The sequence below is a fragment of the Sulfurimonas autotrophica DSM 16294 genome, assembly GCF_000147355.1.
GTDB classification, from domain to species: Bacteria; Campylobacterota; Campylobacteria; order Campylobacterales; family Sulfurimonadaceae; genus Sulfurimonas; species Sulfurimonas autotrophica.
Genome location: NC_014506.1, coordinates 588,219 through 605,033, shown reverse-complemented (window position 1 = coordinate 605,033; position 16,815 = coordinate 588,219). Strand labels below are relative to the sequence as shown.

At 36.2% G+C, this 16,815-nt stretch carries 19 protein-coding genes; 8 read left to right on the top strand and 11 right to left on the bottom strand.

The features are described from left to right. Positions 1 to 6: 6 nt before the first annotated feature. Genes SAUT_RS03155 through greA form a run of 6 tightly spaced genes read right to left on the bottom strand, consistent with a single transcriptional unit; the run spans position 7 to position 6,103 of the window. Positions 7 to 501, bottom strand: a complete 495-nt coding sequence (locus tag SAUT_RS03155) for a chemotaxis protein CheW (RefSeq protein ID WP_013326431.1) — start codon at positions 499 to 501, stop codon at positions 7 to 9. Further along, positions 501 to 2,903 (bottom strand): hybrid sensor histidine kinase/response regulator, encoded by a 2,403-nt coding sequence (locus SAUT_RS03150; RefSeq protein ID WP_013326430.1) that lies wholly within the window; start codon positions 2,901 to 2,903, stop codon positions 501 to 503. Before SAUT_RS03150 ends, SAUT_RS03155 begins: the two co-directional genes overlap by 1 nt. An 11-nt stretch (positions 2,904 to 2,914) precedes the next feature. Then, complete coding sequence (locus SAUT_RS03145; protein WP_013326429.1) at positions 2,915 to 3,856, bottom strand: chemotaxis protein; 942 nt, start codon at positions 3,854 to 3,856, stop codon at positions 2,915 to 2,917. 3 nt (positions 3,857 to 3,859) lie between these two features. Next, the gene (locus SAUT_RS03140) at positions 3,860 to 4,600 is read right to left on the bottom strand and encodes a UDP-2,3-diacylglucosamine diphosphatase (protein ID WP_013326428.1); all 741 of its coding nucleotides are present in this window, start codon (positions 4,598 to 4,600) and stop codon (positions 3,860 to 3,862) included. Next, on the bottom strand, positions 4,590 to 5,603 hold the full coding sequence (gene argC / locus SAUT_RS03135; RefSeq protein WP_013326427.1) for an N-acetyl-gamma-glutamyl-phosphate reductase: 1,014 nt from the start codon (positions 5,601 to 5,603) through the stop codon (positions 4,590 to 4,592). The genes SAUT_RS03140 and argC overlap by 11 nt, the downstream gene beginning before the upstream one ends. 2 nt (positions 5,604 to 5,605) lie before the next feature. Continuing rightward, the gene (gene greA / locus SAUT_RS03130; protein ID WP_013326426.1) at positions 5,606 to 6,103 is read right to left on the bottom strand and encodes a transcription elongation factor GreA; all 498 of its coding nucleotides are present in this window, start codon (positions 6,101 to 6,103) and stop codon (positions 5,606 to 5,608) included. Positions 6,104 to 6,262: 159 nt separating this feature from the next. On the opposite strand from greA, the gene SAUT_RS03125 reads away from it, so the two are divergent. The 5 genes from SAUT_RS03125 to SAUT_RS03105 are packed head-to-tail and all read left to right on the top strand — an operon-like array spanning position 6,263 to position 11,090. Continuing rightward, entirely contained in the window at positions 6,263 to 7,606 is a 1,344-nt protein-coding gene (locus SAUT_RS03125; RefSeq protein ID WP_041675127.1) for a porin family protein, read from the top strand. A gap of 10 nt (positions 7,607 to 7,616) precedes the next feature. Further along, positions 7,617 to 8,123 (top strand): DsrE family protein, encoded by a 507-nt coding sequence (locus tag SAUT_RS03120; RefSeq protein WP_013326424.1) that lies wholly within the window; start codon positions 7,617 to 7,619, stop codon positions 8,121 to 8,123. 30 nt (positions 8,124 to 8,153) lie between these two features. Beyond that, on the top strand, positions 8,154 to 9,245 hold the full coding sequence (locus SAUT_RS03115) for a cache domain-containing protein (protein ID WP_013326423.1): 1,092 nt from the start codon (positions 8,154 to 8,156) through the stop codon (positions 9,243 to 9,245). After that, positions 9,242 to 9,904, top strand: coding sequence for a response regulator transcription factor (locus tag SAUT_RS03110; protein ID WP_013326422.1), 663 nt, complete (start codon positions 9,242 to 9,244; stop codon positions 9,902 to 9,904). Before SAUT_RS03115 ends, SAUT_RS03110 begins: the two co-directional genes overlap by 4 nt. Further along, complete coding sequence (locus SAUT_RS03105) at positions 9,891 to 11,090, top strand: sensor histidine kinase (protein ID WP_013326421.1); 1,200 nt, start codon at positions 9,891 to 9,893, stop codon at positions 11,088 to 11,090. The genes SAUT_RS03110 and SAUT_RS03105 overlap by 14 nt, the downstream gene beginning before the upstream one ends. Positions 11,091 to 11,191: 101 nt before the next feature. Here the strand turns inward: SAUT_RS03105 and SAUT_RS03100 are convergent, their stop codons facing one another. From SAUT_RS03100 to surE, 4 genes are read right to left on the bottom strand one after another with little or no spacing between them, the layout of a single operon-like run. Next, a complete protein-coding gene (locus SAUT_RS03100) occupies positions 11,192 to 11,443 on the bottom strand; it encodes a hypothetical protein (RefSeq protein ID WP_013326420.1) in 252 nt (83 codons plus the stop codon). Further along, entirely contained in the window at positions 11,427 to 11,810 is a 384-nt protein-coding gene (locus SAUT_RS03095) for a hypothetical protein (protein ID WP_013326419.1), read from the bottom strand. The genes SAUT_RS03100 and SAUT_RS03095 overlap by 17 nt, the downstream gene beginning before the upstream one ends. 3 nt (positions 11,811 to 11,813) lie before the next feature. Further along, positions 11,814 to 12,458, bottom strand: a complete 645-nt coding sequence (locus SAUT_RS03090; protein ID WP_013326418.1) for a ThiF family adenylyltransferase — start codon at positions 12,456 to 12,458, stop codon at positions 11,814 to 11,816. Next, positions 12,458 to 13,243 (bottom strand): 5'/3'-nucleotidase SurE, encoded by a 786-nt coding sequence (gene surE / locus SAUT_RS03085; RefSeq protein ID WP_013326417.1) that lies wholly within the window; start codon positions 13,241 to 13,243, stop codon positions 12,458 to 12,460. Before surE ends, SAUT_RS03090 begins: the two co-directional genes overlap by 1 nt. Positions 13,244 to 13,329: 86 nt before the next feature. Here surE and SAUT_RS03080 point away from each other — a divergent pair, with 86 nt between their 5' ends. The 3 genes from SAUT_RS03080 (at position 13,330) to rho (ending at position 16,466) form a co-directional block, all read left to right on the top strand. Further along, the gene (locus SAUT_RS03080; RefSeq protein ID WP_013326416.1) at positions 13,330 to 13,854 is read left to right on the top strand and encodes a hypothetical protein; all 525 of its coding nucleotides are present in this window, start codon (positions 13,330 to 13,332) and stop codon (positions 13,852 to 13,854) included. 25 nt (positions 13,855 to 13,879) lie between these two features. Further along, entirely contained in the window at positions 13,880 to 14,992 is a 1,113-nt protein-coding gene (locus SAUT_RS11550) for a methyl-accepting chemotaxis protein (protein ID WP_041675126.1), read from the top strand. A 115-nt stretch (positions 14,993 to 15,107) separates the two neighbouring features. Beyond that, entirely contained in the window at positions 15,108 to 16,466 is a 1,359-nt protein-coding gene (gene rho, locus SAUT_RS03070; RefSeq protein WP_013326414.1) for a transcription termination factor Rho, read from the top strand. A 17-nt stretch (positions 16,467 to 16,483) separates the two neighbouring features. On the opposite strand, the gene SAUT_RS03065 is transcribed toward rho, so the two are convergent. Next, a complete protein-coding gene (locus SAUT_RS03065; RefSeq protein WP_013326413.1) occupies positions 16,484 to 16,813 on the bottom strand; it encodes a thioredoxin family protein in 330 nt (109 codons plus the stop codon). Positions 16,814 to 16,815: the final 2 nt, after the last annotated feature.

The following is a 16,815-nucleotide window of genomic DNA, read 5'->3' as shown; positions in this document are numbered from 1 at the left end:
AAAATGCTAAAAATCTCTTTCTAAAAGTTTATTAACTTTTAAAATCGTAATAATTTTGTCTTCTTGTTTTCCGACACCGTCTATGATTGTATCATCTCCGTTAACCGTATCAGGCGGCGGTCCAACATTTTCTTTTTTGATGCGTATTGCCATTGTCAGTCTGTCGATTACAAAACCTGCAACTTCATCACCGTGACGCATAACGATAAAACGTGTTTCATCACTCTGTTTTTTTGTCGGCAGTCCAAATTTTGTACGTAAATCTATAAGCGGAATAACGGAACCACGAAGATTAAACACACCCAAAACATATTTTGGAACCTGAGGAACTCTTGTCCAGGTAAAAGGTTTGATAATCTCCTGAATAGACAGAATAGGCACTGCATATTCTTCATCACCTATTATAAAGCCGACAAGTTGAACAACATCATCTAATTGACCTACGACACTCTCCTGCTGTTGTCCTTGTTTATTAATAATATCTTTTAATTTATCACTCATTATAAAAACTCCGCTTTAAAATTAACATTTCTTTGAACTACACTGGCTAAATAATCTGCCGAATAAGGTTTAGTAATATACTCTACCATTCCTGATTCAACACCACGCATACGGTCTGATTTGCCTGTGCGCGATGTTACAGCAATCAATGGCAGATTTTTATATCTGTTATATTTTTTAATTTCACTTGCAAGTGTATATCCATCCATTCTCGGCATTTCTATATCAATAAGCATTGCGTCGATATTATATTCACCGGATTTTAAAATATTGAGAGCCTCTTGACCATCACCCGCTTCAACAATAGTAACACCTAACGGCTCTAATGATTTTTTCATAATCGTTCTATCTGTTTTAGAATCATCAACTACCATTATAGTATAATCACTTGCCTTCGTCTTTTCATTGCTTACAGCTTCACCACCGTCACCATTTGTAAGGGCTGTTGCTTTTACATCTTTTGCCATACTCATCAGTGCGACAACATCAACGATGAGTGTCACACCTCCATCGCCTCTGATTGTAGCTCCGGCAATGCCTTCAATACCTTTGAGATAATCACCTAGAGATTTAATAACAATCTCTTCCTGTCCAACCAAAATATCTACAATGAGGCCCAGTTTGCTTGTTCCTAAACCTAGAACAACAACATAAGCATGCTCACTCGCATCCAAAATTCTCTCAACTTCAAAAATATCCCCAATATGTACCAAAGAGAGAACATCGTCACGCAGCCTCATAACAGAACGGCCTTCAACCGTATAAATTTCATCTTTTGAAATTCTTACTGTTTCAAGTACAGACGCCAAAGGAATTGCATAATGTTCTTCTTGCACACCAACAAGCAGTGCCTGAATAATTGCCAAGGTTAATGGAATTTTTAACTTTATAGAAGTGCCGACATTTACTTCACTGTCAATATCAATAATACCGTTGAGTTTTTCAATGTTAGTTTTGACAACATCCATACCTACACCGCGTCCGGAAACACTCGTTACTGATGCCGCAGTTGAAAAGCCCGGTCTAAAAATAAGGGTATATGCCTCTTTATCACTCATAGTCTCCGCTTCTTTTTCGGTAATAATACCTTTTTGAAGCGATTTCTCTTTGAGCATTTGAGGGTCAAGTCCCTTCCCGTCATCATCTATTTGAATGACGATCTGATTTCCTTCGTTATATGCTTTTAACGCTATTGTACCCTCTTCCGGTTTTCCTTTTGCAATACGCTCCTCGGGTGTCTCGATTCCATGATCACATGAATTACGTATAATATGAACTAAAGGATCGCCGATCTCTTCAACGATTGATTTATCAAGCTCCGTATCTTCACCTGAAATGACAAGTTCTATTTTTTTATTAAGTTCGCGCGAAAGGTCTCTAATCATTCTAGGGAATTTGTTAAACACTTTTCCTATTGGGAGCATACGTGTTTTCATAACTGCAATTTGCAGGTCAGTTGTTACAAGCGAAACTATTGAGACAACTTGATTCAACTCTTCTAAAAATTCCTCACCTTCATAGCGCTCTTCTACATCATCATTTATTTTAATAAGTCTGTTTTTAGCAAGTACAAGCTCACCGATAAGATTCATTAGGTGGTCTAGTCTTTTTACATCCACACGAATTGTCTGCTCAACCGTAGCAGGAGCACGTTTTGCCGGTGCTGCTGCTTTTGCCTCTTCGGATGAGGGTTTTTGTGATGAATTTTCAGCCGATGGAGCAGGCGTTGGTGCCGGTGCTTTTGGTGCTTCGGCTTTTTCTTCTTTCTTTTCTTCTTTTGGTTCTTCTTGAGGTTCTTCTTCGCTCGGTTCGGGCGGCATCGATGGAACTTCCTCACCGGCAGCTATTTTTGCTTCTCTTTTTGCTTTGTCTTCAGCTTGACGCTGCGCTAAAAGTCTTTCTATTTCTGCTTCTACATCATCAGGATCCATGTTCTCATAATCGGGTTCTTCCTCTTCAGGGGCCTCTTCTACTACTTCAACAGGAGCCGCTGCAACAGGTGATTCAACTTCGCCTGTACCGCCACTGACTTTGTCTAGTCTTGCAACACATGCTGATACATCTATGCCATCATCACTGCTTGTATCGCGGATTTTTTCCAAAAGCGCTTTCATAAGGTCAATTGACTCTAAAATCACATCCATAATATCAGGAGTAATAGTAAGTTCCCCATGACGTGCTTTATTCAGCACATCCTCCATGTGGTGTGTTAAATGCGTCAATATATCAAAATTTAAAAATGATGAAGCCCCTTTTACGGTATGTGCAACACGAAATATTCCGTTTAGCAGTTCCAAATCATCAGGATGAGACTCCAGCTCAACCAAATCTTCATCTAATTTTTCAACAAGCTCAAACGATTCAACTAAAAAATCTTGTAGTATTTCTTGAAATTCATCCATATTTACACTCCCTATTTCTTCATATGTGCACGAACGATACGTGACACTTCATCAAAAAATGAACTCGCTTGAAACTTAACTAAATAAGCTTCTCCACCAGCTTCTTCGCCTCTTGCTTCACTAAAATGATCACTTATTGAAGAGTTAAATACAATAGGAATATTATTGAATCTTTCATCTTCTTTGACTTTTGCTGCAAAATGAAAACCATCCATTTTAGGCATTTCAACATCTGAAATAATTATTTTTAAATTATTGGCTATTGAATCGCCGTATGTTGTATATAAATCATCGAGTTTGCTAAGACCTTCTTCCCCATCCATCGCTTCAATAACATGAAAGCCCATTTTCACAAGTGCATCTTTTACAATTTTCCTCGCAGTTGCACTGTCATCCAAAACAAGAGCAAGTCCTGAAAATTTTTCTATTGTTTCCGGCGCTGCATCTGTTTCAGGCTCATAAAGTCCTAAATCTTGCACAACACTTTCTAAGTCCAGTATCAGTAAAACATTATCACCCTCTATTTTTGTTACACCGGTAATTTTATTACTTTCCAATCCTGATGAACTACTCATAAAAGATGTCGGTTCAATATCGCTCCAGCTGATCCTTCTAATACGTTTCGCCTCATGCACTATAAAACCTATAAGGACATTATTAAACTCTGTAATAATTACACGGGCGTTTTTTATTGCATTTTCAGGTTCGGCAACACCCATCCACTTTGCCAGATTTACAACAGGAATAACAACTTCTCTTAAATCAAAAATACCTTCTATAAATTCTGGTGTACTTGGAAGTTCTGTTAAATGGGGAATACGGATAATTTCACGTACTTTTGAAACATTAATTCCATATATACCTTCATATACTTTGTCTTTTTCTTGTTTAAATATACGAAAGTCAACAAGTTCCATTTCATTGGAACCGACTTTTAGAGATTTGTTGTCCATTTTTTATATCTCCCTAGGGGAATTTTTTTCTTCTAATAACTCTATATCTTGAGCTGATTTTACAATAAAATATCTTTGATTGCAAGCAAAAGCACCTAGATTAATGTAATGAAAATGTGCTGTATCAAATTGGGTGTTTTGATGAAAATGCCCTTCTATAAAGTAATCACAGTCATACTTTTTGGCCAAGCGTTCTTCTATAAATTCTTTGAAATTTTTAAACTCTTTACAATCATTCTTTTGACTCAAATAAGCATCTAATTTCTTTAAGATTGCATGGTTTGAAAATATATCTATATATTTAAGCAAAAACAGAACAAAAGCGTTTCTGATAAGAGATGTATAGACTTTATACATAAACTCACCACCAAAGTCGCCATGTGCAAGATAGACTTTTTTGTCTTTATATACCGCTTCTACAGGCTGGTCTTTAATGGAAAAGACTTTTGCTTTTGGGAAGATGTTTTTTAGATTAAAGTCATGGTTGCCTTCTAAATATATCACTTCTAAAGTTGTCGAAATATCATTGATAAGTGCAATTATTTCACTGTTTTGTTTACATGTAAACGCAATAGAGCCAAAAAGAGCATCAAATATATCGCCCATGAAAATGAGTTGTGTCGGAATTATTTTTTGAGAATGAATATCTTGAATAAGATAAAAAAGTTCAGGACGTAAATGTGAGTAGTGCGCATCGGAGACAATGAACGCACCTTCTTTAATTACAATTGGATTATGGGACATAGGCTATATCTGGAATTGCCATCGTTTCATCAAAACCCATCATCAAGTTGGCATTTACAACAGCCTGCGCGGATGCACCTCTCATAAGGTTGTCTATGCTTGAAGAAATAAAAAGCATATTGCCTTTTCTTTTTACATAAATGTCGCAAAAATTTGTCCCTGCGACATTTTTCATATTAACAGGCATGTCACTTACTCTTACATGTATATCATGTTTATAAAACTCTTGCAATACTTTCATTGCATTAAACTCTTCATCTACCTGTATGTAGATCGAGCTTATCATACCACGGGTGACAGGCACCAAGTGAGGCACAAAATTTACTTCATCAAAAGAGACGTCCAGTTTGTTTGCAATTTCAGGAGCATGACGGTGCAGCAGAGGGTTATAGGCAAAAAGATTGTCATTTACATTCACAAAGTGCGTCACTTCACTCAGTTTTTTTCCTGCTCCGCTCACGCCTGTTTTTGCATCAATAATAATAGGTGTATTGGGTATGCGTTTGTCCATGAAAGGAAGCAACCCTAAAATAGCAGAAGTCGGAAAACATCCGGGATTTGCAACAAGTTTTGCAGACTTTATAGCCTCACGATTGAGTTCAGGCAATCCATATACAACATGTTCAAGGTTTGCCCTGTCAGTATGCGGACAGTAAAATTCTTCATAAATATCCTGTGGCAGTCTGTAATCAGCGGAAAGATCAACGACTTTGACGTCCTTTTCCAACAAAGGTTTGACATAGGCCATTGCCGTTTTATGCGGCAGTGCCAAAAAAACAAGCTTACATGTAGCAGCCATTGCATCAATGTCTGCTTTTTGTACTTCATCTTCGCACACACCGTTCAATGAAGGATGCAGCTTATTTATAGTTGTACCACCTTCAGAATTTGCAATATATGCCAAATGAAAATAAGGATGTTTTACAAGCATTTTTACAAGTTCAAGCCCTGTATAACCTGTTGCTCCGACTACACCGACATTTATTTTACTGTTTTGTTCCATCTTTATTTACACTCAAAAACAATATCTTGGTATTTTACTTCATCTATCTCGAACTCTTTTTCACCGCCGGGCAGACGAACCTTTACCTCATCGCCCTCTTCTTTTCCTAAAAGCTGTTTTGCCAAAGGAGAGTTAAATGAAATAAGTCCGATATCAGGATTGCTTTCACATCCGCCTACTATAGTATAGCTCACCTCTTCATCTGTATCGAGATTAGTCATTACTACCGTTGAGCCAAAACTTACTTTTGCATGTTCGAGTTCAGTAGGATCGACAATTTGAGAGTTTCCAAGAATCTCTTGAAGCTCTGCCAAACGATTATCTATATTTTTTTGCTGTTCTTTTGCTGCATGATATTCTGCATTTTCTTTTAAGTCCCCATGTTCTAGCGCTTCTTCAATAGCTTTCACCACACCGGGGCGCTTTACTTCTTTTAAATCTTTTACTTCGGCTTGTAATTTTTCATACCCAAACAATGTCATAGGTTCAATTTTTTGCATATCATATTCTTTGTATTAAATTTTTTAGTTTTATGATTATATCAAAACTTCTCTAACTTAACTGAAAAAATATTTTTACACTTTCTTTTCACTCTTATTTTACACTACCAAAATCTTTCATAGGAGGAAAATATATGAAAACAGTTTTATAAAGTAAAATTGGCAAACTTAGCATTACTTGCACTATCAACACAGATGGATGCAGCTGACTGGCTAATGTTACAGGGTTCACAGCCGGAGTTTGTTGCACCAAAAGGGGTAATAGTTCCTTACCGCAGTCATAAACCAAAAGTTTGGGGATTTGTTCAGGCAAATTATAGAGAAGATTATGGAAAGAGCTTAATTAAGAATGGTAGTAACAAAACACCATTTTCTCTGCTTAATCCTGATTTAAAAGATAATTCCGGGTTAAATGTTTTTAGAGCCCGTTTAGCCCTTAGAGGCATGGCTGACAATGAAAACAAAGTTAATTACTTTGTTATGACAGAATTTGGAAATAATGGTATCAATAACCTTGCAGGACACAGCAATGTTGCTACCTACTTTAGCGATGCTTCTGTAACACTCAAATATATTCCTTATGCAAAAGTACGTGTCGGTAAATTTAAATACCCAGGAAGTGAAGAAGGTCTACAGGCTGTTTTTGTTTCACCTTATGTATCATTTACAACGATGACAAATCAACAGCTTCTTGAGCGTCAAATTAAAAATGTCGGAACTGCTCAAACCGGTGCGGCAGCGGGTGGTGCCTCTACTGTGCATTATACAAGTACAAGTATCGACCAACCTATAGGTGCATTTAGAGATACAGGTGTCCAAATTTTCGATACTGTAAAAGTTAAAGATAATTGGGCTGTCACATATGCTTACATGTATGGAAACGGAACAGGAATAGCAAACAGCAATTCAAATGACAACAGAACACACTATGGATACCTTGCACTTGAAGATACATATGGTGGTAGAGGCTACTTTACCCGATGTATGAAGTTTTATGTTTGGGGACAAACAGGTAAACGTGTACTTCTTTCAAATAACACGAGCAGCATAGAAACAACACGTAAACGTTATGGTTTAGGTATGACTTACTACAATCACGGTATTCGTTTTGAAGCTGAATATATGAAAGCAAAAGGTATGATTTTCACAGGACCTAAAGATACTGATTCAAATCCATTAATTAATGATTGGCAGTTTCAATATGCATTTGGCGAGGAAAATGTAGCAGATGGTGGATATGTCAACCTTCAATATGAACTTATGCCGAAAAAAGTTGAAGTATTTGGAAGATATGACTATCAAAATCGTTTAACAAATGATGTAAAAGGTGAACGCGATTTCAAAACTTTAACCCTTGGTGCTTCATACAGATTTAAAGGCGCAACTCGCATTGACTTCAACTACGCATTTAGAGATGCAAAAGCTCCAGGCAATGCAAATGCACAAAAAGTTTTAGATAATATGGGCAATCGTCTTGAAGTCCAAATAACAGCAGCATTTTAAAGGATAAAATATGAAATATATAAAACTAATTTCCACAATTGTATTTCTTGCTCTGATGGTTACACCATCATTTGCAAATGATAATGAAGATGAGGATGAGACTGTAAAAATTGTATACCAATGTGACTTTGCAGATCCAAAACGTGTACACCTAATGTTAAATACTCTCAATAATGCAGTCAAATACTACAATAAAAAAATGATTGATTTTGAAATAGATATAGTTGCTCTAGGACCGTGTCTTCAGTATGTTATGAAAGACTTTAAAGGTACCGGTTTTGTAAGAAAGCCTTACATTAATCATGGCGGACCAACAGGAGCGGGTACAGCTTCAAGAATTCAAGGACTAAAGCAACTTGGCGGTGATAATATCAAGATGTTTGCCTGCAACAACACAATGAAAAAGAAAAATGTAAAACCCGAACAAATTTCAGACTATGTTGAAATAACACCTGCCGGAATCATCAAAACGGTAGATCTGCAAAGAGATGGCTATGCATATATCAAAATAAAGTGATAGAATGTCAGATATAAAATAAGGAACAGTATGAAACTCTATCAAAAGTATCTCGCTATATTATTGTTACTCTTAGTAGTCTTTATCGGCTACTTCTATTTACAAAATAAACAAGAGTTTACGAATAGAGTGCATACTGTTTTGCTTAATATTTTAAACAAGCAGGTAGAGAATGAAAAAGCCCGCGCCTTTAACTTTGCTTTTGCCTTATCTCAAAATGAAACACTCCAATCATCGCTTAAAAACAATGACGCGAAAAAAGCCTACGAAATACTACAGACACATATGAATGCCCTTGAAACATTCAGCGGTTCAAAAATTCGTATTCAGATTCTCTCAAAAGATTTAACAATATTTGCACGCAGCTGGGATAACAGTGATGCAGGTGTTAATGTCAAAGCATACCGTCCTGATTTGCAGGAGATGAAAAAAACACTTATACCGCATCTCTCTTATGAAGCGGCAAGGCGGCTTGTGCTCATAGCATCTATTCCCATAGTAGATAACAAACAGTGTATCGGATTTGTAGAGGTCATTCAGCGATTTGATTCTTTAGAGCACTACTTTGCGCAGTATGATATAGATATTATAGCTCTGCTTGATGATAAGTATCAAAAGCAGTCAGTACTGCTGCAAAAAAATTCGCGTATTAAAAATATGATAGTTGCCAACAACGGTGCCAATATAAATCACATTCAAAATCTGCGCAGGCTTGATTTGACAAAACTTGAAAACCTCGGTTCACAGCAGACAAAAGATTATCTTTATATATCTAAAGTGATTTTAAATTCCAAAGCCCAGCGCATCGGGTACTTCATACTCATACTTTCCAAAGAAAAACTGAAACTTTTTAACAGCTTTGAGAATGAACTTGAGAGCTTTTTTACCTATTCAAGAAAAGATTTATACTCTACCATTGTCAACAAAGACAAATCTACCAACCCTTACTGCGACTTAACTGCCAAAGGGCTGCTTTCATTAAAACAGTGTGCAGCACAAAAAGACAGAGCCTGCTTAGAAAAACAGTTGCGAGAAAAACTGCACAGTTATACAAAAGAAGAGTTAATATCCCTGCTGCTGGATGCTAACTCTCAAAAAATTTCAAGAGGAAAGATAAAATGAATATACTTTTACTCGAAGATGAGACGATTTTAAAAGAGAGCATTGAAGAGTTTTTAAGTGCAAAAGATTACACGGTAGACAGTTATGAAAACAGCACTGATGCTTTTGATGCAATTTTTAGCAAAGATTATGACTTGCTTCTTTTAGATGTTAATGTTCCGGGAGAGTTTGACGGATTTTCTTTAAGAAAAGAGCTTACAGATGAAGGAAAGAATATTCCCACAATTTTCGTCACGTCCATGTCGAGTGCCGATGCAATGCTCCAAGGTTATGCCAACGGCTGTTGTGATTACATCAAAAAACCTTTTGATTTGATAGAACTGCAGTTACGAGTCCAGCATGCCTTAAAATCAAACTGCTTTAAAACAGAAAATGACTTACTGCAACTGCCGTGTGATTATCAGTATGATGTCATTAACCGTAAACTCATTAGTGCCTCTGAGCAGATACAGTTGAGCAAAACGGAAAATGACATTCTTACTTTATTTATAAAACACCGCAATCAGATTGTCAGTTTTGACATGCTTTATGAGCAAATTTGGCAAAACGATGTCGAAGCTGCTAATGCAAGAGTGCAAATAAATAACCTCAGAAGAAAACTGCCAAAAGACGTTATACAAAATATTTACGGCATAGGATACAGACTTGATTGTCAATGAAGAAAAATTTGTAAAAAAGTACAGCCTTATCTACACGCTGATTGTCTCTTTTATATTGTTGGCACCTTTGTCGCTCTATATCAACCATAAAATAAATCTCCAAGAAGTTCAAACGGAAGTTGAGTTAAAATCAATTCAATCACATATCATCAATGCGATGGACAACTTTGGAAATCATCCGGGTGAAATATTTGAGTTTCCCAAATTTTCCTCTTTTGAATCAGGACTCTATAAACAAGACTTCAGCCCTGTCTATACACAAATCAAAGAGACGCTTCCCTCTTATATGCCGGGATATCATTCTAAAGGCTTCAACAGATACCTCATCACAGAACTTCCAAATAAAAAATACTTTTTTGCAAATTATTTAGTTACCAAGACAAAAATCTCCTTTGCTCCTGTCTTTTTGGAAACAAGTTTAATAGCCTTTGGCATCATCACACTGATTTTATTGCTCTCTTTTTATTTTTTAAACAGTTTTTCAAGACCCTTTAAGCGGGTCAATGAAAAGCTTGATGATTTCATAAAGGAGTCTATGCATGAAATCAATACGCCTTTGAGCATTATTAATGTAAATGTTGATTTATTTAATACAACTTATGGAAAAAACAAATACTTCAACCGTATAAAATCAGCAACAAAATCACTTGCTACAATTTATAACGATATGGATTATCTTATAAAACAAAACAGAGTTGAATATAAAAATGAACCTATAAATTTAAAAGAGTTTTTACAAGAGCGGGTCTCTTATTTTGAATTGATTTGCCAACTAAAAGAGATAGAAATCCTCTTTACATGTAATGTAGGCAAACCTGTATTGTTTTTCAGTACAACGAAGCTACAAAGAGTGGTTGACAACACCCTTTCAAATGCCATAAAGTTTTCATTTACAAAGACTAAAATAGAGTTAAAACTCTTTAGTGATGAATATGGAAACATATGCCTGAGTATTCAAGACTATGGCAAGGGCATTGAAAATCCACAAAAAATCCTTGAGAGATATTATAGAGAAAATGAGTACAAAAACGGTTTTGGCATAGGTATGAGCATAGTAAAATCCATCATAGACGAAGCCGACATACAACTTGACATAAAGTCTGAATTAGGAAAAGGAAGTATATTTACCTACACCTTTAAAAAGTTTATGTTTATCCAAAAAACAGAAAATAAACAAAACGCATAGCCCAGATTACAGAAAAAAATTTAGTTTTTTTCTAAGCCACGCTTTAGCGTTTAAAAGTCTGGGTTCCGAAAAGAGTTACAAGCTTTACATGTAAAGAGATCTTAGACTCTTTTCAATGCCGAGAGATCAAATTCTATAACTTCATCTTCACACTCTATTGTTAGCATACACGTTTTTTTACTGAGTGATTTGGCATTTTTTATGCCGTCAAGAAGAAAGATTTTACTCTGAGTCTGAGGATCATAGGCTAAAAGCGTTTCATTTTCTACAAGAAAAAAACGTCCACCGCCGCAACCGTCACCTATAATACCTTCGCACACCAAAGGTGCATCTACATCAAAACCATGAATCATCTAAACAATCCTCTTTCGCATCTTTTATAAATTCTTTGTATTCACTGCTGTTTTTATCAAGTTTTTTATACTCATCATACATGTATTCTTTAAATGTTGCGTCATCCAAACACTTGCAAAGCTTCGTAGAGTTTTCATCGCCCTTGCAGTGTGAAAGCATCTCTTTTTTCTGTCCCTCTTTCCAACCCATATAAGAAGTATAATAGGGATACAATGCCCAGATACCAAAGCCTATAGTAAGCACAATATTCAATACATGTTCTCTTTTTTTCGTTGCCCGCCACTTTTTTACATCATAATATATTAGCAATACAAAAACAATTTGTAAGCCTATGTTAAACCAGTCACTGTCTAAAAAATCAAACAAATTTTATTTCCCTTCTCTTATTTTTTTAATTGTCTCTGCACACATAGTCAGTCCAAATGTTGCCGTTACACCCATAAAACTGCCTTTTTCTTTTATGGTTGCTTCTTCGCTTGAAAAAATCACTTTATATTTTTTGTTAAAGCCGCGTTTTTTCAGCTCATACCGGATTTTTGAGCCGAACTTATCACCGTAACTTTTCCAAATGTCGCCCACCTGCACCTTTGTCGGGTCAAGCCTTTTGGCACTTCCAAAAGAAGAGATGAGTTTTTTATGACATTTTTGCGCGATTGCAAGTTTTGCATTTCTGTCATCTATGGCATCAAGCACCAAATCAAAGGCATCAAAATCAAACTCCTGCACCCAGGCTTCATCTATACGCTTGTTGATGATTTCAAGCTCCGGATAATGCTCTTTGAGTGCCTCTACTTTTATCTCACCCTCATGCAGCTCTGACCACATTTGACGGTTTTGATTTGACATATCATAGCTATCAAAGTCAACTATAGTAATATTTTTGACACCGCTTCTATATAAACAATCCAGACAAAAACTGCCAACACCGCCGACCCCCAAAAGTATAATTTTAGCATCTTCAAGTTTGTTAAAATCATCTTTAACTACCAGTTTTATACGGTCATATTTTTGCATTAATCCAGCCACTTTTCTAGTGTTTTCATACTTTTGTGTGCACTCAAATCAAGCATTATAGGTGTAATAGATATAAAGCCGTCACGTATCGCCTCGTAATCACTCACACCGGGGACACCCTTTCTTGCCGTAAAATTAAGCGGATGCAAACCAAGCCAATAATGTTCTTCACCTCTTGGGTTACTGTGAACATCTGCTTCATTGGAGTAGATTCTATATCCTGCATAGGTAATCTTCATCTCGGCGTCCTGCACATCAGGCGGAATGTTGATGTTTAAAAATTCTCTATCAGGCAGGGGAAAGTCATTTTCTCTTATTTTTGTCACTATTTTTTGAATTGTTTTTTGCGCAAGCGAAAAATCGCCCTTTGGGTTTGTAAAATCCATCACCTGAGAAATCGCGATGGAGGGAATTTTGTGCAATACGCCCTCCATTGCACCCGCAGCCGTTCCACTGTAGGTAATATCTTCACCCATATTTGAACCTCTGTTTATACCGCTGATGACAAGGTCAGGTTTATGCCCTTGAAAAATTACATTTAAAGAGAGATAAACACAGTCTGTAGGTGTTCCGTCTTCGAGTTTGAAAAAGTTTTCTTCAGTCCCGATAAAACGCAAAGGTCTTGTCAATGTCAAAGAGTGTCCGCAGGCTGATTTTTCATTTGCAGGAGCGACAACCGTCACCTCGACATCTTTTAGTTCACGCAAAGCTTCTACCAAACAGCGCAGCCCTTTTGCCTCATAACCGTCATCATTTGTTACTAAAATTTTATACTTATTTTTCATAACGATATTGTATATAAAACATCATTTACATTTGATAATTTTTCATTATTACCGATATAGATTAAAAGTAAAAAAGAGAGAAGAGCATGAATACATCATATGCAATGGACAGCTATCGTTCCCATGATTTAAATATTGCGATGAAAACATCCAGCGGAGATGTCATTACAATGGACTTTTCAAACGAACAATCTGCATCTCTCAACTACGAAACAGACGGCAAGGCAAGCTCAGCTTCTATGAGTTTTTCTTCTATGCAGTCATTTGCTTTTTCCATAAATTCAAACGGGATTGATGCACAGGATCAAAAAGAGATAGAAGCTTTTATGAAAAAAGCGCAACCCTTTATAAATAAGTTTTTAAAAGAGCTCGATGAAGATGCACCAAAATCACCCGTTACAAAAATTGCAAAGCAGATTGCCGGCATATTTAAACCAAATGAGCACCGCAGTGAAGCAGCAAATAACAACATAAAAACAAACATAGTAAAAATGTTTGACAAATCCCTCCAAGCAATCCAGGAACCTCAAGATATTTTTAAAGAGGCACAAAAACTTCTGGAAAAAACACTCAAAGAGTTTGATGAGTTTAACAAAGAACTTTACGCCTAGGAACAGATTATGCTTAATGCTTTGTATGAAAATACTTATATCCCTCCTACTAATTTGCTTTACTCTTTTTGCTTCAGAGCTTGAAAAAAGTTATGAAAAACTTAACTATGGAATAGATGCCATTTCTAAAAACTTGACCCCTGAACAAAAGGTCGCAATTTATTACCTTGTACTTTCAACACATGACAAAATCACCTCCGCACTTTCCACTGATGAAGAGAAGGCAAATTCGCTTGATGCTATAAGAGAAAAAACACTTGCAGCGCTTGCAACACTTGATAAGTCAGAAATAAGCCCTCAAAGCATTGGGCAAATAAAAGAGCTTTATTTGAAGATGAATGAAGAAGCAAAAAATCTTATAGCTCAAAACAAAAAAACAAAAAAACAAAAAGTTGTTTACAAAGATAAAATAATTTATAAAAACAAGATTATTAATAAAACAAAAACGATAAAACAAACTTCTTACCTACTGAGCATATTCAGTGCTCTTTTCGCTCTTATGATAGGTTTAGGCATAGGCTATATTCTTTTTCAAAAAAAGCGTTCAAATAAAAATACCGCTGAAGTATTTAACGAACTCAATCATGACAATGAACAGCTGCAAAGCCAACTGAATTCACTAAAAAATGAATATGAAACACAATTAGATGAGATAAAAGAACAATATAATTCTTTACAAAATAAACACAATACTCTGATTTCACAAAAACAAAATTTAGAAGAAAAGCTCCAGGATTTAGAGTTTACATGTAAGCAAAATATTACAGATTTTCAAGAAAAGATACAATCCATACACAAAGAAAAAAACAAGCTTGAAGAAGATTGTGCAGATTATAAATCAAATATATCTACCCATGAAGAAGATAATTTTGAATTTGATGAAAAACTCTCTAGCCTGCAGGCACAAAGTCAGGATATTTCCTCTGTTCTTGACACCATAGCAGACATAGCAGAACAGACAAATCTGCTGGCTTTAAATGCTGCCATAGAAGCAGCACGTGCGGGTGAGCATGGACGCGGTTTTGCAGTTGTTGCCGATGAAGTACGAAAACTCGCAGAGCGGACACAAAAAACATTAAGTGAAGCAAAAGTAGAAATTTCGGCTGTTGTAGACGCTATAGTAAATCTAAAAACATAAAAACTTGACAATAGCTCTAGAGTTATTGTAAAATTCCATTAACAAGATAGATACGCAAGGTATTTTTTAATCTTTCCTACAATCCCAATCCTAATCAGTTAAGGCAGTCATACATATGAGTGAAAATGCATCTTCTACACAACCTCGTAAAAATACAAAAAACAATAATAACAGAAACAATAATTCAAAATCAAGAACACATACACCGGTAAAAGGCTCAAGCGTTGAAGAACTACGCACAAAAAGTATTGGTGAACTTGTTGACATTGCTACTAAACTTGGAGTTGAACAGCCAAATGAGCTGAAACGTCAAGATGTTATTTTTGAAATTTTAAAAGCCCAGACTGCACAAGGCGGCTACATTCTTTTTAGCGGTATCTTGGAGATTATGCAAGACGGCTACGGATTTATCCGTTCAATTGATCAAAGTTTTAACGAAAGTATCAATGATGCCTACGTTTCAAACACACAAATCAAGCGTTTTGCTCTAAGAAACGGAGATGTTGTCACAGGTCAGGTTCGCCCTCCAAAAGACCAGGAACGCTACTATGCACTTATAAAAATAGAAGCGGTAAACTCCCTTCCGCCGGAAGAGAGTAAAAAACGACCTCTATTTGAAAACTTAACACCGCTCTATCCGACAGAACAACTCAAATTAGAATATCGTGAAAAAGGTCTTACCGGACGAATGATGGATCTTTTTTGTCCTATTGGTAAAGGTCAGCGCGGTTTGATTGTTGCACCGCCAAGATCTGGTAAAACAGAGCTTTTAAAAGAGATCGCTCACGGGATAACGACAAATCATGCAGAAGTTGATTTAATGGTTTTGCTTGTAGATGAGCGTCCCGAAGAGGTAACTGACATGGAAAGAAGTGTTAAAGGCGAGGTTTATAGCTCTACTTTTGATATGCCTGCAAAAAACCATGTAAAAGTTGCCGAAATGGTTATAGAAAAAGCAAAACGTAGAGTGGAGCTTGGTCGTGATGTTGTTATTTTACTTGATTCTATCACTCGTCTTGCGCGTGCCTACAATACGGTAACACCTTCAAGCGGAAAAGTTCTCTCAGGTGGTGTGGATGCCAATGCACTGCATAAGCCAAAACGTTTCTTTGGGGCGGCAAGAAACATTGAAAACGGCGGCAGTTTAACAATTATTGCGACTGCTTTGGTTGACACTGGAAGCCGTATGGATGAAGTTATTTTTGAAGAGTTCAAAGGTACTGGTAATATGGAAGTTGTTCTTGATAGAAAAATTGCAGATAGACGTATATACCCTGCTATTGACATTTTAAAATCAGGAACTCGTAAAGATGAACTTCTTATTGGTCCTGAAGTACTTCAAAAAGTATTTATTCTTCGCCAGATGTTGCATAAACAAGACAATGAAGTTGAAGCACTTAAATTCATTTATAACACTATGGGGAAAAAACCTACGAATGCAGAATTTTTAGAGAGCATGAACACAAACAGCTAGAATTTCACTAGCTGCTCTTAACACTCTTTTAAAATAACATCTATCATGTCATCAGCAAGGGTTACACCTGTTCTGTAAAACAGTTGTTTCTCAGCCTCTTTAAAAATCACAGTTGTCGGCACTTCTTCAATAAAGAAACGTTGTGACAAATATTCACAAACCCCGCTGTCTATGCTTAATACCGAAACATTTGTTAGTCTGTCACAAAGTTCTTCTAGCTCCATCTCCATAACCTGGCATGCATCACAATAATGGGACCCAAACTTTAAAATAACAAACTTTTCTTTTTCAAATTCTCTTGCTAAAACAGCATCAAAATTATCTTCATCTACATCTATAAACGGCATAA